The sequence below is a fragment of the Citrobacter sp. NCU1 genome, assembly GCF_010231475.1.
GTDB lineage: Bacteria > Pseudomonadota > Gammaproteobacteria > Enterobacterales > Enterobacteriaceae > Citrobacter_D.
Window position 1 is genome coordinate 1 of sequence record NZ_NRDO01000032.1, and the last position, 21399, is coordinate 21399.

General features: G+C 52.5%; 15 protein-coding genes. 4 read left to right on the forward strand and 11 right to left on the reverse strand.

All coding sequences use genetic code 11. The features are described 5' to 3' along the window. Positions 1-600 precede the first annotated feature (600 nt). The 6 genes from glgP to asd all read right to left on the reverse strand — a co-directional run bounded on the left by glgP (position 601) and on the right by asd (position 11347). Positions 601-3048: a glycogen phosphorylase gene (gene glgP, locus CJP72_RS09655; protein WP_162380649.1), complete on the reverse strand. Its 2448-nt coding sequence runs from the start codon at positions 3046-3048 to the stop codon at positions 601-603. Between the two features lie 19 nt (positions 3049-3067). Next, a complete protein-coding gene (gene glgA, locus CJP72_RS09660) occupies positions 3068-4501 on the reverse strand; it encodes a glycogen synthase GlgA (protein ID WP_162380650.1) in 1434 nt (477 codons plus the stop codon). Beyond that, positions 4501-5796: a glucose-1-phosphate adenylyltransferase gene (gene glgC, locus CJP72_RS09665; RefSeq protein ID WP_162380651.1), complete on the reverse strand. Its 1296-nt coding sequence runs from the start codon at positions 5794-5796 to the stop codon at positions 4501-4503. The genes glgA and glgC overlap by 1 nt, the downstream gene beginning before the upstream one ends. A 17-nt stretch (positions 5797-5813) precedes the next feature. Beyond that, positions 5814-7787 (reverse strand): glycogen debranching protein GlgX, encoded by a 1974-nt coding sequence (gene glgX / locus CJP72_RS09670; RefSeq protein ID WP_162380652.1) that lies wholly within the window; start codon positions 7785-7787, stop codon positions 5814-5816. Further along, positions 7784-9970 (reverse strand): 1,4-alpha-glucan branching enzyme, encoded by a 2187-nt coding sequence (gene glgB, locus CJP72_RS09675; protein WP_162380653.1) that lies wholly within the window; start codon positions 9968-9970, stop codon positions 7784-7786. The genes glgX and glgB overlap by 4 nt, the downstream gene beginning before the upstream one ends. Positions 9971-10240: 270 nt before the next feature. After that, positions 10241-11347, reverse strand: coding sequence for an aspartate-semialdehyde dehydrogenase (gene asd / locus CJP72_RS09680; RefSeq protein WP_162380654.1), 1107 nt, complete (start codon positions 11345-11347; stop codon positions 10241-10243). 191 nt (positions 11348-11538) lie between these two features. Between asd and yhgN the strand changes: the two genes are divergently transcribed. After that, positions 11539-12132: an NAAT family transporter YhgN gene (gene yhgN, locus CJP72_RS09685; RefSeq protein ID WP_162380655.1), complete on the forward strand. Its 594-nt coding sequence runs from the start codon at positions 11539-11541 to the stop codon at positions 12130-12132. An 865-nt stretch (positions 12133-12997) separates the two neighbouring features. Here the strand turns inward: yhgN and gntU are convergent. From gntU to CJP72_RS09710, 5 genes are all read right to left on the reverse strand, one after another. Continuing rightward, positions 12998-14338 (reverse strand): gluconate transporter, encoded by a 1341-nt coding sequence (gene gntU / locus CJP72_RS09690; protein ID WP_162380656.1) that lies wholly within the window; start codon positions 14336-14338, stop codon positions 12998-13000. Positions 14339-14341: 3 nt separating this feature from the next. Then, the gene (gntK, locus tag CJP72_RS09695; RefSeq protein ID WP_162380657.1) at positions 14342-14869 is read right to left on the reverse strand and encodes a gluconokinase; all 528 of its coding nucleotides are present in this window, start codon (positions 14867-14869) and stop codon (positions 14342-14344) included. 140 nt (positions 14870-15009) lie between these two features. Next, positions 15010-16005, reverse strand: a complete 996-nt coding sequence (gene gntR, locus CJP72_RS09700) for a gluconate operon transcriptional repressor GntR (protein ID WP_162380658.1) — start codon at positions 16003-16005, stop codon at positions 15010-15012. A gap of 131 nt (positions 16006-16136) precedes the next feature. Further along, on the reverse strand, positions 16137-16832 hold the full coding sequence (yhhW, locus tag CJP72_RS09705) for a quercetin 2,3-dioxygenase (protein ID WP_162380659.1): 696 nt from the start codon (positions 16830-16832) through the stop codon (positions 16137-16139). A gap of 123 nt (positions 16833-16955) precedes the next feature. Further along, positions 16956-17993, reverse strand: a complete 1038-nt coding sequence (locus CJP72_RS09710) for an oxidoreductase (RefSeq protein ID WP_162380660.1) — start codon at positions 17991-17993, stop codon at positions 16956-16958. A gap of 524 nt (positions 17994-18517) precedes the next feature. On the opposite strand from CJP72_RS09710, the gene yhhY reads away from it, so the two are divergent. From yhhY to tssD, 3 genes are all read left to right on the forward strand, one after another. Beyond that, the gene (yhhY, locus tag CJP72_RS09715; RefSeq protein WP_162380661.1) at positions 18518-19006 is read left to right on the forward strand and encodes an N-acetyltransferase; all 489 of its coding nucleotides are present in this window, start codon (positions 18518-18520) and stop codon (positions 19004-19006) included. Positions 19007-19055: 49 nt separating this feature from the next. Next, positions 19056-19940: a hypothetical protein gene (locus tag CJP72_RS09720; RefSeq protein ID WP_162380662.1), complete on the forward strand. Its 885-nt coding sequence runs from the start codon at positions 19056-19058 to the stop codon at positions 19938-19940. Positions 19941-20215: 275 nt separating this feature from the next. Beyond that, a complete protein-coding gene (tssD, locus tag CJP72_RS09725) occupies positions 20216-21355 on the forward strand; it encodes a type VI secretion system tube protein TssD (RefSeq protein WP_162380663.1) in 1140 nt (379 codons plus the stop codon). Positions 21356-21399 lie beyond the last annotated feature (44 nt).

Genomic DNA, 21399 nt, shown 5'->3' on the forward strand with positions numbered 1-21399 from the left:
TCATCGCCACCGGGCCTTTTGCCGGATGGCGGCTAACGCCTTATCCGGCCTACAAGCCTGCATAACCGTAGGCCGGGCAAGCATCATCGACACCGGGCCTTTTGCCGGATGACGGCTAACGCCTTATCCGGCCTACAAGCCTGCATAACCGTAGGCCGGGCAAGCATCATCGCCACCGGGCCTTTTGCCGAATGGCGGCTAACACCTTATCCGGCCTACAAGCGTGCATAACCGTAGGCCGGGCAAACGTCATCACCACCGGGCCTTTTGCCGGATGGTGGCTAACGCCTTATCCGGCCTACAAGCCTGCATAACCGTAGGCCGGGCAAGCATCATCGACACCGGGCCTTTGCCGGATGGCGGCTAACGCCTTATCCGGCCTACAAGCCTGCATAACCGTAGGCCGGGCAAGCATCATCGCCACCGGGCCTTTTGCCGAATGGTGGCTAACGCCTTATCCGGCCTACAAGCCTGCATAACCGTAGGCCGGGCAAGCGAAGCGCCCCCGGGCCTTTTGCCGGATGACGGCTAACACCTTATCCGGCCTACAAGCCTGCATAACCGTAGGCCGGGCAAGCGAAGCGCCCCCGGCATCGTGTATTACAACCGCACCGAATCTATATGCCAGATGGTATCGGCATACTCTTTGATCGTTCTGTCGGAGGAGAAATACCCCATGTTGGCAATATTGAGCATGGTCTTAGCGGTCCACTCTTCCGGACGCAGGTACAGTTTGTCTACCTTATCCTGACAGTCAACATAGCTGCGGTAATCCGCCAGCACCTGATAATGGTCACCAAAGTTGATCAGTGAATCCACCAGATCACGATAACGCGTGGGTTCTTCCGGACTGAACACACCGCTGCCAATTTGCGTCAGCACCTGATGTAGCTCTTCATCTTTCTCGTAATACTCGCGAGGTTTATAGCCCTTACTGCGCAGCGCCTCGACCTCTTTCGCCGTATTACCAAAGATAAAGATATTTTCCGCACCCACATGCTCCAGTATCTCTACGTTAGCGCCATCCAGCGTACCGATCGTCAGCGCGCCGTTAAGAGCAAATTTCATGTTGCTGGTGCCGGAAGCTTCCGTCCCCGCCAGTGAAATCTGTTCAGACAAGTCGGCAGCAGGAACGATCACCTGTGCCAGGCTGACGCTGTAGTTAGGGATAAACACCACCTTCAGCTTGTCACCAATTTGCGGATCATTGTTGATCACTTTCGCGACATCGTTGATCAGGTGAATGATGTGTTTCGCCATGTAGTAAGCAGAAGCCGCTTTCCCCGCGAAAATATTCACACGCGGCACCCACTCTGCATCAGGCTCTGCCTTAATGCGGTTGTATCGGGTGATCACATGCAGCACATTCATCAATTGACGTTTGTACTCGTGAATACGTTTGATCTGCACATCAAACAGCGCTTTCGGATTCACCACCACATTCAGGTTTTGCGCAATCAACGCTGCCAGACGTTTTTTATTCTCCAGCTTCGCCTGACGCACCGCATGGTTCACTAACGGGAAATCACAGTGCTGCTCAAGCTCGCTCAACTGGCTGAGATCCGTGCGCCAGGTACGGCCAATGTTCTCATCCAGGACATCGGAGAGCGCCGGGTTTGCCAGCGCCAGCCAACGGCGTGGCGTCACACCGTTGGTGACATTGCAGAATCGCGTCGGGAAGATCTTCGCAAAATCGGCAAACAGCGACTGAACCATCAGATTCGAGTGCAGCTCGGAGACGCCGTTCACTTTGTGACTCACCACCACCGCCAGCCACGCCATACGCACGCGACGACCATGAGACTCGTCAATGATCGATGCACGTCCCAACAAATCGGTATCATTGGGATACTGCTCCTGCAAGGTTTTCAGGAAATAGTCGTTAATCTCAAAGATTATCTGCAAATGACGCGGGAGAATTTTACCCAGCATATCCACCGGCCAGGTTTCCAGCGCCTCACTCATCAACGTGTGGTTGGTGTAGGAGAAGACCTGGCAGCACACTTCAAACGCATCATCCCAACTGAACTTGTGGTCGTCGATAAGCAAACGCATCAGTTCAGGAATCGACAGCACCGGGTGGGTGTCGTTGAGGTGGATAGCAATTTTATCCGCCAGATTGTCGTAGGTTTTGTGCAACTGGTAGTGGCGACTCAGGATGTCCTGTATTGTCGAAGAGACCAGGAAGTACTCCTGTCGCAAACGAAGTTCACGCCCCGAGTAGGTCGAATCGTCCGGATAGAGGACGCGGGAAACGTTCTCGGAATGGTTCTTGTCTTCCACCGCCGCAAAGTAGTCACCCTGGTTAAATTTACCGAGGTTGATTTCGCTACTGGCCTGCGCATTCCACAAACGCAACGTGTTGGTGGCATCGGTGTCATAACCCGGAATGATCTGGTCGTAGGCAACGGCCAGAATCTCTTCGGTCTCAATCCAGCGCGTCTTCTTGCCTTCCTGCTGGATACGCCCGCCAAAACGCACTTTGTAACGCTTGTTATGGCGTTTGAACTCCCAGGGATTACCGTATTCCAGCCAGTAGTCCGGAGACTCTTTCTGCCGCCCATCGACAATGTTCTGTCGGAACATACCGTAGTCGTAGCGAATACCGTATCCACGTCCTGGCAGGCCCAGCGTTGCCAGCGAGTCAAGGAAACACGCGGCCAGACGTCCCAGACCACCGTTACCGAGGCCCGGGTCGTTCTCTTCATCAATCAGTTCTTCAAGGTCCAGCCCCATGCCTTCCAGAGCACCTTTAACATCATCATAAATACCTAACGATAACAGCGCATTGGAAAGAGTGCGGCCAATCAGGAACTCCATCGACAGGTAGTACACCTGACGGGTTTCCTGCGACAGTTGAGCACGGTTAGAACGCAGCCAGCGCTCCACGAGACGATCGCGCACCGCGAACAATGTGGCGTTCAGCCACTCATGTTTATTGGCTATGACCGGATCTTTGCCAATCGTAAACATCAGCTTATAGGCAATAGAATGCTTTAGAGCCTCTACGCTGAGTGTGGGCGATGCATAAGAAAATGGAGCATTCATATAAGTGATTCCTGGATAACTATTTCAAACGATAGTAAAGCTCGCGGTATGACTTCGCCGCGACGTGCCAGCTAAAATCCATAGCCATTGCCTGTCGTTGGACAAAACGCCAGAGCGAAGGCCGGGACCACAATACGAAAGCACGTCGGATCGCACGGAGCAGCGACCAGGCATTACTATCTTCAAATACAAAACCGCTGGCTATGCCGTCTGCCAGGTTCTCCAGAGAACTGTCCGACACGGTATCAGCCAACCCACCAGTGCGCCGCACCAGGGGCAGCGTACCGTACTTCAAACCATATAACTGCGTTAAGCCGCACGGTTCAAAACGGCTGGGCACCAGAATCACATCCGCGCCACCCATAATGCGATGTGAGAATGCCTCGTGATAGCCAATCTGCACGCCGACCTGACCCGGGTGCTCTGCGGCGGCAGCAAGAAACCCTTCTTGCAAGATGGGGTCGCCAGCACCAAGCAAGGCCAGTTGCCCACCCTGCTCTAACAAACCGGGTAAGGCTTCCAGCACCAGATCCAGACCTTTCTGGCTGGTCAGGCGACTGACGACCGCAAACAACGGGGCCTTGTCATTGACCTTTAGCCCCATCGCAATCTGCAACTGCCGTTTGTTTTCCGCTTTCTCTTCCAGCGAATCACGCGTGTAGCGTGACGCCAGCAGGAGATCGGTTTCCGGGTTCCAGATATTCTCGTCCACACCATTTAGCACGCCGGAAAGACGCCCTTCACGATGTCTTTGCTGCAACAACCCTTCCATTCCGTAGGCAAATTGCGGCTCCGTGATTTCACGCGCATAGGTCGGACTGACCGCCGTAATATGGTCAGTGTAATACAGACCCGCCTTCAGGAAGGAAATCTGTCCGTTAAACTCCAGTCCGTGCACATTAAAGAACGACCACGGCAATTGGATGTCATCCATATGCTTTGCATAAAACATGCCTTGATAGGCCAGGTTGTGTACGGTGAACACCGATTTCGCCGGATGGCCGCGCGCCGCCAGGTAGGCAGGTGCCAGACCTGCATGCCAGTCGTGCGCATGCACCACATCCGGGCGCCAGAATGGATCAAGCCCGCAGGCCATTTCACATCCCACCCAACCCAGCAACGCAAAACGCAGCACGTTATCGGTGTAGGCAAATAAGTTGGTGTCGTGATATGGGCTCCCCGGTCGGTCATACAAATGGGGTGCGTCAATCAGGTAGATACCGACACCATTGTAATGCCCGAACAACAGTGTGATCCGTCCTGCGAAGGTGTCGCGTCGGGTCACCACCTGTGCATCGGTGATCCCCCGACGAATGTCAGGAAATGCAGGAAGCAATACGCGGGCATCCACGCCATCCGCAATCTGTGCTGCTGGCAATGCGCCAATCACATCCGCCAGTCCCCCGGTTTTCAACAGGGGGAACATCTCTGAACATACATGTAAAACCTGCATTATCGCTCCTGATTGACCTGCAATTTGCGCAGCATCTCACGCGTGACCAGCACAATGCCTTCCTCTGAACGGTAGAAACGACGTGCATCCTCTTCCGCGTTTTCACCAATCACCATGCCTTCAGGGATCACACAAGCGCGATCGATGATGCAACGGCGCAAACGGCAGGAACGTCCGACCCAAACTTCTGGCAACAAGACTGCCGAATCAATGTTACAGAATGAATTCACCCTCACCCGCGGGAACAGAACCGACTGCACCACCACCGAACCGGAAATAATACAACCGCCGGAAACCAGCGAGTTGAGCGTCATCCCGTGGCTACCGGAACGGTCTTGCACAAATTTCGCCGGCGGCAACGGCTCCATGTGCGTACGGATGGGCCATTCCTGGTCGTACATATCAAGCTCTGGCGTGACAGAAGCCAGATCGAGGTTGGCTTTCCAGTACGCTTCCAGAGTTCCGACATCACGCCAGTATGGTTCGGCATCAGCGTCTGACTGCACGCAGGACAATGGGAATGGATGTGCATACGCCAGGCCAGCTTCGGTCACTTTCGGAATAATATCTTTGCCGAAGTCGTGGCTTGAGGCGTCATTCTCATCATCTTCCGCCAGCAATTCATAGAGGTAATCGGCATCAAAAACATAGATGCCCATACTGGCGAGGGACTTGGTCGGATCGTTTGGCATCGCCGGCGGGTTCGCCGGTTTTTCCACGAACTCGATAATTTTGTCGCTCTCATCAACAGCCATCACGCCAAACGCGCTGGCTTCTTCAATAGGCACCGGCATACATGCCACGGTGCAACGCGCCCCTTTCTCAACATGGTCTATCAGCATGCGAGAGTAATCTTGCTTATAGATATGATCGCCCGCGAGGATCACCACATATTCCGCTTTATAGCGTCGAATGATGTCCAGGTTTTGGGTGACGGCATCAGCCGTGCCGCGATACCAGTTTTCGCCCTGCATCCTTTGCTGGGCGGGCAGCAAGTCAACAAACTCATTCATTTCTTCACTGAAGAATGACCAGCCACGTTGAATATGCTGCACCAGGGTATGGGACTGATACTGCGTGATGACGCCAATACGGCGGATCCCGGAGTTAATGCAATTGGATAAAGCAAAATCGATAATGCGGAACTTTCCGCCGAAGTGAACGGCAGGCTTGGCGCGTTTGTTGGTTAAGTCTTTCAGACGTGTACCACGGCCACCGGCCAGGATCAGGGCAACAGACTTCAATGGCAGCTGGCGCGCCAACATTAAACGATCGTTTTTCTCTAAACTCACCATGACTAACTCCTTTTTTATCATCTTTGGAACACACACAGTCCGTGCGCAGGTCCCTGCCAGACCGCCGTAATCACTGGATTATCCTCTCCAGCAAATGGGGGAATAGCGTGCCATTCCCCTTCAGGTAAAACGATATCTGTTACCTCAAGCGTGGCGTTTATCGCGATCAGAAAACGGTCCGACAGCAAGATTTGCATCTGTTTCGGTCCGTTTTGCCACTCATCCGCACTCAAGGGTTGTGCGTACTGATTAAGCCACTGAACATTGCCGTCGTTCTCTTCCCACCAGCTGTCCCTGGTTAACGCAGGGATTGTCTGGCGCAGATGAATCAACGCGGCAGTGAACAGGGTTAACCCACTGTTCGCCTGCTGCCAGTCAAGCCAGGTTAAGACATTATCCTGACAGTAAGCGTTGTTGTTGCCATGCTGGCTGTGACCATGCTCATCGCCCGCAAACAACATCGGCGTGCCCTGAGAGAGCAACAACGTCGTCAACAGGGCATGAATGCTGTCGCGCCGCCGCTCAATCAGATCTAACGTACCGCCTAATCCTTCTTTACCATGATTGTTACTATAATTATTGTTGGTGCCGTCGCGATTTTCCTCACCGTTTGCCTCATTGTGTTTCTGATTGAAACAAACACAGTCTCTGAGCGTAAATCCATCATGCGCAGTAACCAGATTTACTGTTGCGCTGGGTTTACGGCCATTGCGTTTAAACACATCGCTGGAGGCGGCAAAACGCTGTGCAAAATCGCCAGGCGATAAATTGCGTTGCAACCAAAAACGCCGGGCGGCGTCGCGGAAATGATCGTTCCACTCGGCAAACGGCGGCGGGAAATTACCGACCTGATATCCCCCTTCACCGATATCCCACGGCTCAGCAATAAGCTTGATATTTGAGAGCAACGGACAACTTTTGATGGCGCTAAACAGAGGCGCATCCTGACGAAACTCAGGTGTACGCCCCATGACGGAGGCCAGGTCAAAACGAAAACCATCGATATGGAACGTCTCAACCCAGTAACGCAAGCACTCGCACGCATACTCCACCACGCCAGGATGGCTTAAATTGAGCGTATTCCCACAGCCGGTCCAGTTGTGGTAATCACCATCCTCCTTAATCCAATAATAGCTACGGTTGTCGATTCCGCGCAGGGAGAAGAACGGACCGTCGAGATCCAGTTCCGCACTATGGTTAAGAACAATGTCGAGAATGACTTCAATTCCGGCCTTATGCAGCGCTTTTACCGCGTCGCGAAACTCATCAAGCGCAGTGTCCGGGGAGCAGGCATATGCCGGATGAAGCGCAAACATGGCCATTGGGTTATAACCCCAATAGTTCGACAGCCCCAGCCGTTGTAAACGCGGTTCACTGGCGAAATGCACCACCGGTAACAACTCCAGGGCGGTTATCCCCAACTGTTTGAAATAGGCCACCATCACCGGGTGACCGAGCGCCTTGTAGGTGCCGCGTATCTCCTCCGGGATATCCGGATGCAGATACGTCAGCCCCTTCACATGCGCTTCATAGATCACCGAATTGCCCCACGGCGTACGCGGCGGGGCATCATCTTCCCAGTCATAATGGTCGGCCACCACCACGCATTTTGGCGCGAAGGCGGCGCTGTCACGGCGATCCGGCGCGTCATATCCGCCATGTAGCTCCGGATGATCTTTCAGTTCGCCTTCCACCCGACGGGCATAAGGGTCAATCAGCAATTTTGCCGGATTGAAAAGCAACCCTTGCTCAGGTTTCCATGGACCGTATACACGATAGCCGTAACGCAGACCGGGTCTGGCATGGGCCAGATAACCGTGCCAGACATCGCCACTCCGCCCCGGTAGCTCATAGCGCTGCTCGCCCCCCTGCGCATCGAAAACGCACAGTTCTACGCGCGCGGCATGTGCTGAAAAGAGCGTAAAGTTAACGCCACGACCATCGTAAGTTGCGCCATGCGGCGTGGCATTGCCGATGGCCAGTGGGCTCATTCCCCCTCCCGCATCAGCCAGATGGTGGCTAACGGCGGCAACGTGAGACTCAGCGAGTACTGGCGACCATGACTGGCTATTTCATCGCTATGTACTGCGCCGCCATTACCGGTATTACTGCCGTGATAGTGCATGGAGTCGGTATTGACTATCTCACGCCATTTCCCCGGCTGGTTAATGCCGAAGCGATAGCCCGGACGTGGAACCGGTGTAAAGTTGCTGGCGACAATAATTTCGTTGCCCGCTTTGTCCCGACGGACAAAAATCAACACCGAACGTTCGTTGTCGTCCACCACCAGCCATTCGAATCCATACCCGTCAAAATCGAGTTCATGCAGCGCTTTATGGTGACGGTAAGTGTGGTTCAAATCGCGAACCAGGCGTTGGACACCGTGATGCCAGTTGTCACCACCTTCCAGCAGATGCCAGTCAAGGCTGGCGTCGTGATTCCATTCGCGTCCCTGAGCAAATTCGTTGCCCATAAACAGTAACTTTTTACCGGGGAAGGCCCACATCCAGCCGTAATAAGCACGCAGGTTGGCAAATTTCTGCCAGGCATCGCCAGGCATGCGATCCAGAATGGATTTTTTGCCGTGGACCACTTCGTCATGTGACAGCGGCAGAACAAAGTTTTCGGTGTAGTTGTACAGCATGCCGAACGTCAGCTTATCGTGATGATACTGACGATGAACCGGATCCAGCTTCATATAGTCCAGGGTGTCGTGCATCCAGCCGAGGTTCCATTTGTACCAGAAGCCCAGCCCCCCCATGTCCTGCGGGCGAGAAACCCCTGCAAAATCCGTAGACTCTTCCGCCATACTGACCGCGCCGGGCACTTGTTCGCCAAGAATACGGTTGGTGTTACGTAAAAATTCGATCGCTTCGAGGTTCTCACGGCCGCCATATTCGTTGGGGATCCACTCCCCCTCTCTACGGCTGTAGTCGCGATAAATCATCGACGCGACGGCGTCTACACGCAGGGCATCAATCCCGAAACGTTCAATCCAGTACAGGGCGTTGCCAACCAGAAAGTTACTGACTTCGCGGCGACCATAGTTGTAGATCAGGGTGTTCCAGTCCTGATGATAGCCTTCGCGCGGATCGCTGTGCTCATACAAACTTGTGCCGTCAAACTCGGCAAGGCCAAAGTCGTCTGACGGAAAATGTCCCGGCACCCAGTCGAGGATGACGTTCAGACCCGCCTGATGCGCGGCATTCACAAAATAGCGGAAGTCGTCACGCGTACCAAAACGACGCGTCGGCGCATACAGACCGGTTGGCTGGTAGCCCCAACTGCCGTCAAAAGGGTGCTCGTTAACAGGCAACAGTTCGATGTGCGTAAAGCCCATCCACTTCACGTAAGGAATCAACTGATCCGCCAGTTCACGATAACTGAGCCAGAAATTATTGTCGGTATGACGACGCCAGGAGCCGAGATGTACCTCATAAATGGAGATGGGCGCGTCGAACTGGTTGGCCTTTTTGCGCGCCTCGCTCTGGACGACTTTTTCCGGCAAACCACAAATGAGCGACGCCGTTTCCGGGCGCATTTGCGCCTCAAACGCATAGGGGTCGGCTTTAACGCGCAGACGGCCCTGCGCGTCGATCATTTCGTATTTATACAGTTGACCATTTTGCGCGCCGGGGATGAACAGTTCCCAGATCCCACTCTCTTTGCGCAGGCGCATCGGGTGGCGACGTCCATCCCAATAGTTGAACTGCCCTACCACCGAAACACGTCGGGCGTTAGGCGCCCAGACAGAGAAACGCGTACCGGTAACTCCGTCCATCGTATCCGCATGCGCCCCCAACGTTTCATACGGGCGCAGATGGGTGCCTTCAGATAATAACCAGGCATCCATTTCTTGTAGCAGAGGGCCAAAACGATAGGGATCATCGATCAGATTCTGTTGCCCATGCCAGACAACAGCGAGTTGATAGCGGAAGACATTCTTACGCCGGGGCATTACGCCGCAAAAAAAACCGCGTGAGTCGAGGCATTCCAGCTTGCCGACTTTACGCCCGGTTTTAGGTTCGATCACCCACACTTCGGTGGCGTCAGGTAATAAGGCCCGGACTTCAAGTCCAGCGTCAGTTTGATGCATACCGAGTACGGAAAAAGGATCCGCAAAGTGGCCTGCAATAAGCGCATTAATCACGTCTCTATCGATACGAACGGACATGGTTGTCATCCTGTTTTATGGTATCGCCCCTTCCAACTGATCTTCGACATCAGGTAGCGACACTTCTTTGACCTGAACGGCATAGCACAATGTGCATCCTTTCTACGCCGTCCCACCTCCAGGCAAGGTCTAAATACATCACTGTATTTAGCCACCCTTAAAGAATAGCCAATGCTCTATTTAACTCCTGATAAATAATGAAACATCGCGTTTACTCCTGTATTACGCAAAAAAGGGGTGACTCAGCACCCCTGAGTATTTAACAAACGGTTATGCCAACTGACGCAACATTCTGCGCAGCGGTTCTGCTGCACCCCATAACAGTTGATCGCCAACGGTAAAGGCTGACAGGAACTCTGGCCCCATGTTCAGCTTACGCAGACGACCCACTGGCGTGGTCAGCGTGCCGGTCACGGCCGCTGGGGTTAACTCACGCATTGTGATTTCACGATCGTTTGGCACCACTTTCGCCCACGGATTGTGAGCCGCCAGCAGTTCTTCCACGGTCGGAATAGATACATCTTTTTTCAGTTTAATGGTGAAGGCCTGGCTGTGGCAGCGCAGCGCGCCTACACGCACACACAGACCATCTACCGGGATCACAGAAGAGGTGTTGAGAATTTTGTTGGTCTCTGCCTGGCCCTTCCACTCTTCGCGGCTCTGACCGTTATCAAGCTGTTTGTCGATCCACGGAATCAAACTCCCCGCCAACGGCACGCCAAAGTTATCAACCGGCAAATTACCGCTACGGCTCAGGGCTGTGACTTTGCGTTCGATGTCGAGAATAGCTGAAGAAGGGGTTGCCAGTTCATCGGCGACATGGCCATACAGATGACCCATCTGGTTCAGCAGTTCGCGCATATGACGTGCGCCGCCACCGGAAGCCGCCTGGTAGGTGGCCACAGAAACCCAGTCAACCAGATCGTTGGCGAACAGGCCGCCCAGCGACATGAGCATCAGACTCACGGTGCAGTTGCCGCCGACGAAGGTCTTGATGCCTTTGTTTAAACCGTCGGTGATGACATCCTGGTTAACCGGATCGAGAATGATGATGGCGTCATCTTTCATACGCAGCGAAGAAGCCGCATCAATCCAGTAACCCTGCCAGCCGCTTTCACGAAGCTTTGGATAGATTTCGTTGGTATAATCGCCGCCCTGACAGGTCACAATGATATCGAGCGCCTTCAGCGCATCCAGATCAAAGGCGTCCTGAAGTGTGCCAGTCGTGGTACCACTGAACGTCGGTGCCGCCTGCCCAAGTTGGGAAGTCGAAAAGAAAACAGGGCGAATGGCGTCGAAGTCGCGCTCTTCAACCATGCGTTGCATGAGTACAGAGCCGACCATACCGCGCCAGCCGATAAAACCAACATTTTTCATAGCGTTTTTTCCTGCAGAGATGTGTGCTGTGTATGTGTGCCAGTATCCTGTGGCACATCTCCTTCACCATACAAAAAGCAGCCAAAGTCGCAAGTGAAATTAATCAATGATAGCGAAGCCATCAGAAATGCGACTTATCCCGCTTTTCACAAGAGCAGAAAGTCCGCATTGATTATCTGGGAATTTGACTTATGAATGAAATCATTTCAGCGGCAGTTTTATTGATCTTAATTATGGATCCGTTAGGAAATCTGCCCATTTTCATGTCCGTATTGAAACATACCGAACCTAAACGCCGACGCGCGATTATGGTTCGCGAGCTGTTCATCGCTCTTTTGGTGATGTTTATATTCCTGTTCGCGGGCGAGAAAATTCTGGCATTTCTTAATCTGCGTGCTGAAACCGTGTCGATCTCCGGCGGCATCATTCTGTTTCTGATCGCTATCAAGATGATTTTCCCCAGTGCGTCGGGCAACAGCACCGGGCTTCCTGCAGGTGAAGAACCTTTCATCGTGCCACTGGCCATTCCGCTGGTGGCAGGCCCGACAATCCTTGCATCGTTGATGCTGTTATCGCATCAATACCCAAACCAGATGGGACATCTGGTGATTGCGCTGCTGATCGCCTGGGGCGGGACGTTTGTGATTTTGCTGCAATCGTCGCTGTTTTTACGCCTGTTGGGCGAGAAAGGCGTTAACGCGCTGGAGCGTCTGATGGGGCTGATTCTGGTGATGATGGCGACCCAGATGTTCCTGGATGGTGTGCGGATGTGGATGAAGGGGTGATGCTCTCACTTTACGCCGGGTGGCGCTCCCGCTTACCCGGCCTACGGTCTGAAAATGCGCCCGTTTGTAGGCCCGGTAAGCGCAAGCGCCACCGGGCAACGGTCTGAATATGTGCCCGTTTGTAGACCCGGTTTGCGTAAGCGCCACCGGGCAACGGTCTGAATATGTGCCCGTTTGTAGGCCCGGTAAGCGTAGCGCCACCGGGCAACGGTCTGAATATGTGCCCGTTTGTAGGCCCGGTAAGCGTAGCACCACCGGGCAACGGTCTGAATATGTGCCCGTTTGTAGGCCCGGTAAGCGTAGCGCCACCGGGCAACGGTCTGAATATGTGCCCGTTTGTAGGCCCGGTAAGCGTAAGCGCCACCGGGCAACGGTCTGAATATGTGCCCGTTTGTAGGCCCGGTAAGCGTAGCGCCACCAGGCAACGGTCTGAATATGTGCCCGTTTGTAGGCCCGGTAAGCGTAGCGCCACCGGGCAACGGTCTGAATATGTGCCCGTTTGTAGGCCCGGTAAGCGTAGCGCCACCGGGCAACGGTCTGAATATGTGCCCGTTCGTAGGCCCGGTAAGCGTAAGCGCCACCGGGCAACGGTCTGAATATGTGCCCGTTTGTAGGCCCGGTAAGCGTAGCGCCACCGGGCAACGGTCTGAATATGTGCCCGTTTGTAGGCCCGGTAAGCATAGCACCACCGGGCAACGGTCTGAATATGTGCCCGTTTGTAGGCCCGGTAAGCGTAGCGCCACCGGGCAACGGTCTGAATATGTGCCCGTTTGTAGGCCCGGTAAGCGCAAGCGCCACCGGGCAACGGTCTGAATATGTGCCCGTTTGTAGGCCCGGTAAGCGTAAGCGCCACCGGGCAATGCAATCAGCTCAGAAGCTGGAATGCAATCATACCGACAAGCGCGCCAACGGTGCCGAGGATGGTTTCCATCATCGTCCAAGTCTTCAGCGTTTGCGCTTCCGTCGCCCCGGTAAACTTACCGAACAACCAGAAACCCGCGTCATTCACATGGCTGACCACGATAGAACCGCCTGCGATACAAATAGACAGCGCCGCCATCTGCGCACCGGAGAAGTTCAGTTGTTCAATCACCGGCATCACCAGACCGACCGCCGTTAAACAGGCGACGGTAGCGGAACCCTGAATGATACGTACCGCTGCCGCCAGTACAAAGCAGGTTATGGCAATCGGTAAGCCCATACCGGTCAACGCTTCGCCCAAAGCTGGACCGACGCCAGAATCGACCAGCACCTGCTTGAACACGCCGCCTGCACCAATCACCAGCAGAATAATCCCCGCCGGTTGCAGCGCATGACCACAAATTTCCATCACTTTGTCTTTCGGCATGCCCTGACGCATTGCCAGGCCGTAAATCGCCACCAGACACGCCACCAGAATCGCGGTGAACGGATGACCAATAAATTCAAACCATTGGTAAGCATCAGAACCTTCCGGCACAAAGCGTGCAGCGATGGTTTTCAACCCGACCAGTACCAGCGGTAGCAGGATCAGCGACAGACTAAACCCGAAGGAAGGCATTTTGCCTTCGCCCAAATGCGGTTCGGTAATATCGTCAGGAATAGTCAGTTCGACATAACGGCTGATGAAATTGCCCCACAGCGGCCCGGCGATAATCATGCCAGGGATTGCCGCGCACAGACCAATCAGGATCATCCAGCCGAAATCGGCGTGCATCTGGGAGGCCAGCAGCATCGGCGCAGGCCCCGGCAGCAGAAACGCCGCCGCGGCAGCAACGCCGGCAAACAGCGGGATCACCAGCTTCACGAGGTTGGTGCCAGTGTGACGCGCCATAGAAAACGCGACGCTAATCAGCAGAACAATCGCCACCTCAAAGAATAACGGCAGCGCGCAAATCAGACCTGCCAGACCAATCGCATAATGCGCCCGGCTGTGGCCGAAAGATTTGAGCATTTTGACGGCAATCTGATCGACCGCCCCTGTTTCATGCAAAATCTTGCCGAACATGGCTCCCAGAGCGACCACAATCGCCAGGAAGCCCAGGGTTCCCCCCATGCCCTTCTCCATCGTCGCTGCGATTTTGTCGAGCGGCATACCGGAAAAGAGACCTGCACCAATAGACACCACCATCAAAGCAACGAAGGCGTGCATACGCGCCTTCATCACTAAAAACAACAGCAGTAAAACAGACCCTACTGCTGTTAAAACTAACGTTAATGTACTCAAAACTTACTGCCTTTTATTAATGGCCTCGATGGTGCTTGCGACAACACCGTCCAGCGGCTGATCGATATCCACCACCAGAACATCGTTCTCATCAGCGCCCGGTTCTTCCAGCGTTTCAAACTGGGTCACCAGCATCTGGGTTTTGAAGAAGTGGCCTTTACGCGCCTTCAGGCGGTTTTCGATCACCTCAAAGTCCCCTTTCAAATAGATGAAAGAGAGGTTCGGGTTACCATCACGCAGCAGGTCCCGATAATGTTTTTTCAAAGCGGAACACACGATCAGCGAAACCTTGTTGGTACGCTGCATCGCGAACGCGGCATCATTCAGCGACTGTAACCACGGTTTGCGGTCTTCGTCATTCAGCGGCTCGCCGGAAGCCATTTTCGTGATGTTGCAGCGCGGATGGAGAAAATCGCCATCAAGAAACGCGGCATGCAGTCGATGCGCCACTTCGCTGGCAACAGCGGATTTGCCACTGCCTGATACGCCCATCAGAACGTAAACGTGGTGATCATGGTTAGTCGTGCTCAAAGCGGTGCCCCCACAGTACAAGGTTCAGAGAATTGTTACGGGTAACTGTTATCGGTAACATTGTCCGGCCGGACAAATAGAGAAGCAATATCCATTCGTGCCAGAAGTGAATAAGTGTGAGCTACTTCAAACTTGTTGAGTTAAATAGATCCACCCGGTGACAAGGTGAAACCTAAATCTAACATTTTAGGTGTCACCGTTTCTCCACGGATACGCGCCAGCAGGCGTTCTGCGCCGATGCTACCCATCCGCTCACGCGGCGTGAGCACACTGGCGAGACGGGGTTCCATGACCTGACCGATATCATGCCCGTGGAAACCGGCAATCGCTATATCATCAGGAATTTTGAGCCCTAAACGCTGGCACTCAAACGCCGCACCGACAGCCAGGTCATCGTTGGTACAGAACACGCCATCCAGTTGCGGATATTCGCGCCGCGCCTGACGGATAAGCTCAATACCGGCAGAGTAAGAAGAAGACTGTTCCACCATCACGCTGTAAGGCACCAGACCGGCATCCAGCATCGCCTGTTCGTAGCCCTTCTGTTTGATGATAGTACGTTCGTCGAGACGCGCCCCCAGATAGGCGATATGGCGATGACCCCGCGCAATAATCGCGGCGGTCATCTGACGCCCGGCTTCAAAGTTGTCAAAACCCACGGCAATGTCGAGGCACGGAGACTGACTGTCCATCAGTTCCACAACCGGGATCCCCGCCACTTCAATCATCTTCAGGGTGCGCGGCGTGTGGGAACGTTCAGTGAGGATCAGGCCATCAATATTCCATGACAACATCGATTCCAGCCGTTCCTGTTCCATTTCTGGTTTATAGCCGTAGTGCGCCAGCATGGTCTGATATCCGTGGGCATCAGTCACGCTTTCAATTCCACGTAATACTTCGGCAAAAACCTGGTTGGTAAGAGAGGGTAACAGCACGCCAATCGCACGACTGGTGGCATTGGAAAGGATATCAGGAGCACGATTGGGAATATAACCCAGTTCATCAAGTGCAGCGGCAATTTTGCCGCGCAGCGCAACAGAGACTTGCTCCGGATTACGCAAAAAACGGCTGACCGTCATTTTAGTCACGCCAACGCGGTCAGCCACATCCTGAAGTACGGGTCTTTTCTTTTTCATCGTCCTGAAAGATATAAAGGGGATTATCCCCGCAGTTTATCACGGACGTGCGAAATTAATGACAAACGATGAAAGGCCGGATGACAACGCTCACACGTTTTATCCGGCCTGAGGAAGGTAACGGTACTGATTTAAACGGACGGCAGATCGAACAACAATATTTCGCTGTCGATATCGGCATGGATGGAGATCGCCTGCTCATCCCAAATCGCCAGGCCATCGCTGGTCGACGCTTTCGTGCCGTTAATGGTGACATTGCCTTTTACCACCTGGATCCAGACGCGGCGCTCAGCGGCGATCTGATGCACTGACTGCTCGTCTTTCAGCAACGCCCAGCGATACAACTCCATATCCTGATTCACCTTCAGCGAACCGTCGTGCGCATCCGGTGACAGCACCAGTTGTTTGCCCTGGACCGCGTCAAAACGACGCTGCTCGTAACGCGGCGTAATCCCGTTTTCCTGTGGCATGATCCAGATCTGGTACAAACGCAGACGCTCAGTGTCGCTCGGGTTGTATTCAGAGTGACGGATCCCCGTCCCGGCGCTCATTATCTGAAACTCGCCCGCCGGAACCTGCTCTTTGTTGCCCATACTGTCCTGATGCTCAACCGCGCCTTCCAGAACGTACGTCAGGATTTCCATGTCTTTATGGGGGTGGGTCCCAAAGCCCTGACCGGCTTCAATCACGTCATCGTTAATGACACGCAGCGCCGAGAATCCCATAAAGTTCGCGTCGTAATAGTTGGCAAATGAGAAAGTATGCCAGGAATCCAGCCAACCATGATTTGCGTGGCCACGGTCGTTTGCTTTACGTAAGTAGATCATTGTATTCACCCCCAGATGTTTTCGATGGACTCAGTGTGGACCCAATCCTTCTGCGATCATAGAGGGTGAAAATTGACTCCTCTGTTCAAAAATTATGAACAAACACAGAGGAGCCGATTTTACTTATCTGCTGAGGGTAATTGTCGCTGGAGAAGCCTGCTCAAATGCGCGCTCAAGGATTTCCAGGTTGGTGAGAACTTCAGATTCCTTGACGTAGTTTGGTTTGCCGGTGGTTAACGTCTCATACAACGCATCATAAACGCGCCCGTAGTCACCGAACTCAGGCGTCATCTCTTCTTTGACGGTGACGCCGTCTTCGTTCACATACTCCAGTTGCCCCACGGAATCGTCAGCCGCAAATCCAGGCTCGCCGGGCATAATATTCGCCTTCAGGCTGGTCTCCTGCTGGTCAATACCGTATTTCACAAAGGATCCCTTCGTCCCGTGAACGATGAACTTCGGATAGTCAATTTTCACCAGATGACTGGTTTTGACGATGGCTTTGAGGTTGCCGTAAAAAAGCTGCGCTTCAAAGGTGTCATCCGGGTTAGCACTGTTACGCACGCAACGGATGTCGTAGGCCACATGATCCGGTCGGCCAAACAGCGAGATGATTTGGTCCAGGGTATGTACACCAAGACCGTAAAAAGCGCCATCCTGCGGTAAACCTGGTTTGGTTTCCGCCACCGGGCGATAGTAGTCAAAGTGACTTTCGACTTCCACGATGTCACCCAACTTACCGCTTTCGATCGCTTTTTTGGCGGTCAGGAAACAGGAATCAAAGCGACGATTCTGGTACGGCGTAACAGTCAGCCCTTTGCTTTTCGCCAGTTCAAACAGCACTTTCGCTTGCGCCAGCGTCGGAGTAAACGGTTTTTCAACCAGCACGTTTTTCCCGGCTTCCAGCGCGCGCCTGGCATAATCGAAGTGGCTGTCAGCGTGGGTACATACGATAACCAGCGTCACCTGCGGATCGTTGAACACATCGTCGAGATCACTGGTGAAATGGATGTGAGAATACTGCGGATGCTGTTCCTCCGGCTTCGCGCTGCGGCGATAGATATGCGCAACGTGCCAGCTGTCTTTACGATTGAGGACATACGGAAGGTGGTAGCGAGTGGTACTTTTACCGAACCCGATGAATGCGCAGTGTAAGGTCATGAAAGCGTCCTTTTGAAGGTGATTGCGTACACCATAGCGCAAAGCGGAAACGGACAAAACATTGAACGTTGTAGGCCGGATAAGCGCCAGCAACAGCCGTGCAGCGCCGGATGGCAGCGTTGCCTTATCCAGCCTACAAAACACAGATGCCCACACACCACTTTCACAAATGCCCGCGCACCAGCCGTCGGCGGCGCAGCGAGTTTGTTCACGGCAAGCGCGCAGGGCCCGGAGCGTACTTAATGTACGTGAGGAGCACGAGCACTTCCCGTGAACGAAATAGCAAGTAAGCCAGGCTGGAACAAGACAAAAAAAAGCCAGCGATACGCTGGCTAAAATAATACTGGAAGCAATGTGAGCAATGTCGTGCTTTCAGGTTTTCCGCATGGGTTCCCCTGAACGCATGGCAATAATAATCATTATCATTCGCACTTGTCCAATACTTTTTGCAAAAAAAGACGGTTGACTCAAATTTCAAAGTCAATGATGTTAAAAAGGACATATACCCCACAGAGGACGAAGGAATGAGTGACATTGTGGTACGCCATGCAGAACCGAAAGATTACGACGCTATCCGTCAAATCCATGCCCAGCCACAGGTGTATCACAACACGCTACAGGTTCCTCATCCTTCCGTAGAGATGTGGCAGGATCGGCTAACCGATCGACCCGGTATCAAGCAACTGGTTGCCTGTATTGATGATTGTGTAGCGGGGCATCTCACTATTGAGGTCGCCCAGCGCCCACGCCGTAGCCATGTTGCCGATTTTGGCATTTGCGTCGGCGCGCAGTGGCAAAATCGCGGCGTCGCCAGCGCGCTGATCCGTACCATGATCGACATGTGCGACAACTGGTTGCGCGTCGACCGTATTGAATTAACGGTGTTTGTCGATAATGAGCCTGCTGTCGCAGTCTACAAGAAATACGGTTTTGAGATTGAAGGTACCGGTAAGAAATATGGCCTGCGCAATGGCGCGTATATCGACGCGTATTTTATGGCGCGGGTGAAATGATTTTTTGGCGAGTCATATTGACCTATTTTATTTATTGAAAGGATGCATCGTGAAAAAATATTTTTCACTGATTCTGCTGGCAATGATTTCCCCCAGCTACGCCACAACCGTACAAAATCTGGATTCCGTACCCAACGCAATTCACCATCCGGAAGGCAAGCAGATCTTCGCCGAACAAATGATGGGGGCGACCCCAACCAAAGGGTTTGGCGAACTTCCGCAGGGATTAGATAAGAACCGGTGGATTGCCTGGGTTGCACCAAATGAAGATCCCAAAAATCTGATCCTGACCGGTGCCAAACCCTGGGGTAAAGACGGGAAATATATCGGTATTGCCTGTTTTGCCGATAATCCAGCGGATGCCAAACAAGCAAAACAATACACGGGTAACGATTGCCCGGAAAATAACAACAGCAGACGCGTCAACAAACTATATCTCGGCATTTTTTCCTGGCAGAACCAACAATTGCAGCCGATCGCACGTTCGGAAAAACCGCTGGATCAACTTTCTGCATGGAATAAAAACGCCGAAAAAGAGAGCAATGATGAGACAGTCAGACCGCTGGCGTATTATACAAAACTGGATCTGGCACCCTATCGGATAACACCAGATACTCTCGCGTTCGGGGTTCGAGGCGGGTACTCAAATGCGTATTCCGGCGGTGGCGCATTTTATGAAATTCTGGAACTCTACATGATTAAAGGCAATAAGATAATCAACGTGTTTTCCGACCTTGTTTATCAATATGAGGATATCGCCGGAGACTGGAATCAAGACGGCACGCGACAGCACGACATCAGCGAAAGTAAATACATCCTGAAACTGCGCTCAGCAAAGACCAACGGGTTTTATGATTTAGAGCGCGTTAATCTGCAGGATAAAAGCAGTCACATATTTCGTTGGTCCGAATCACTGCAACAGTATGTCCCATAACCTACAGATAAGGCCTGAAGTGTTTAACACGTTGCAGGCCACTGACAGGGGTTAATCAATACCCACAAACGCGCCATTAATAACCCTCCCTTATTAAATATATAAATACCTACTCCGCGCCTTATTCATAATCAGATTTTACTCAAGAAAATACACGTAAAGTGAAACATTTTATTTTTCCTCTATACGAACACCATCATAAAGCGCAAATAAAAGATAAAGAATATTAGTCACCGTTATTTTACGACAGCACGTAATAAGAGGATAAGGATATCATGAGTGATATCGTCTACCTGACGGTTTCAGGAGAGCAACAGGGCGCTATTTCTGCCGGGTGTGGAACTGTTGCCTCTGTCGGCAACCGTTGGCAAATTGGGCATGAAGATGAAATATTCACTTTTTCGCTCTCTAATAGCATAACCAGTACTGGTGAAGGCCCTCAACTGCAGGGACTGCATTTCTGTAAACTGATTGATAAAAGCACACCGCTACTGAGTAATTCCATTAACAATAACGAGCAGTTATATATGGAGTTTTATTTTTCCCGAATCAATAAATTTGGCAGATGGGAGAAGTATTATTACATCCAAATTCGTGGCGCATTCTTATCAGGCATTCAGCGGAGATTCAGCGAAAACAATCTTGATACAGAAACAATAACCATCAGCTATGAATATATTCTCTGCAAACATCTTATTGCCAACACTGAGTTCAGCTACCTGGCGTTGCCCGAGAACTACAACCGCCTGTTTATCCCCCGCCCCAAAACGCCCTCAACTAACGGCTTCAAAACGATAAACAGCAAAGCGGCTGGCAGACTGCTCGCCGCTGGCGGCGTTTATAACGGAAATATCGACGGGTTCAGGGAAACGGCGGAGAAACTGGGAGGGGAGGCTCCAGCGGGTTACGATCAAGTTATGGATAACAAAGGTCTACTCATTGCTGGCGCTTCAATAGCGGCTGGATTAACAATGGGAAGAATGAGGTTCCCTGAACCAGAAGAACTGGAACAGTTTGGGGCGAAAGGAACTTATACATCAAGGCCATTTGATCCAGATAAAGCAGGAGGCCCAGTTGAACATCTTACAACTGAAGGCGTAAATATTACCCATGAAGGAATTGCAATTGTAGAAAAACATATATCTCGCTTCGATCCAGATCCAGGTAATAAATTTATGGTTAGCCGTTTAAAAAAGATAGCGAACGGTGACTTGTTACCAGAGCAAGTTGATTTAAACTATTACACTCATGAATGCCGAGAGTATCAACGTTATTGCAATTTAGGTTGGGAAACTGGCAGGCCAAGCGATAACCAAGAGGCTTATGATCTGTGGAATAACACGCATACATCAACACTCGAAGATTATAGAATAACTGGTAACGACCTTTATCACCCGGACGCACCATCATGGTAAATGAAACTGAACTTAATATCTTGAAACTATTAGCTTCCAGAGAT

Coding starts and splice junctions, on each gene's coding strand:
- glgP (WP_162380649.1), bottom strand. CDS start 3,048: ATGAATGCTCCATTTTCTTATGCATCGCCCACACTCAGCGTAGAGGCT.
- glgA (WP_162380650.1), bottom strand. CDS start 4,501: ATGCAGGTTTTACATGTATGTTCAGAGATGTTCCCCCTGTTGAAAACC.
- glgC (WP_162380651.1), bottom strand. CDS start 5,796: ATGGTGAGTTTAGAGAAAAACGATCGTTTAATGTTGGCGCGCCAGCTG.
- glgX (WP_162380652.1), bottom strand. CDS start 7,787: ATGAGCCCACTGGCCATCGGCAATGCCACGCCGCATGGCGCAACTTAC.
- glgB (WP_162380653.1), bottom strand. CDS start 9,970: ATGTCCGTTCGTATCGATAGAGACGTGATTAATGCGCTTATTGCAGGC.
- asd (WP_162380654.1), bottom strand. CDS start 11,347: ATGAAAAATGTTGGTTTTATCGGCTGGCGCGGTATGGTCGGCTCTGTA.
- yhgN (WP_162380655.1), top strand. CDS start 11,539: ATGAATGAAATCATTTCAGCGGCAGTTTTATTGATCTTAATTATGGAT.
- gntR (WP_162380658.1), bottom strand. CDS start 16,005: ATGAAAAAGAAAAGACCCGTACTTCAGGATGTGGCTGACCGCGTTGGC.
- yhhW (WP_162380659.1), bottom strand. CDS start 16,832: ATGATCTACTTACGTAAAGCAAACGACCGTGGCCACGCAAATCATGGT.
- CJP72_RS09710 (WP_162380660.1), bottom strand. CDS start 17,993: ATGACCTTACACTGCGCATTCATCGGGTTCGGTAAAAGTACCACTCGC.
- yhhY (WP_162380661.1), top strand. CDS start 18,518: ATGAGTGACATTGTGGTACGCCATGCAGAACCGAAAGATTACGACGCT.
- tssD (WP_162380663.1), top strand. CDS start 20,216: ATGAGTGATATCGTCTACCTGACGGTTTCAGGAGAGCAACAGGGCGCT.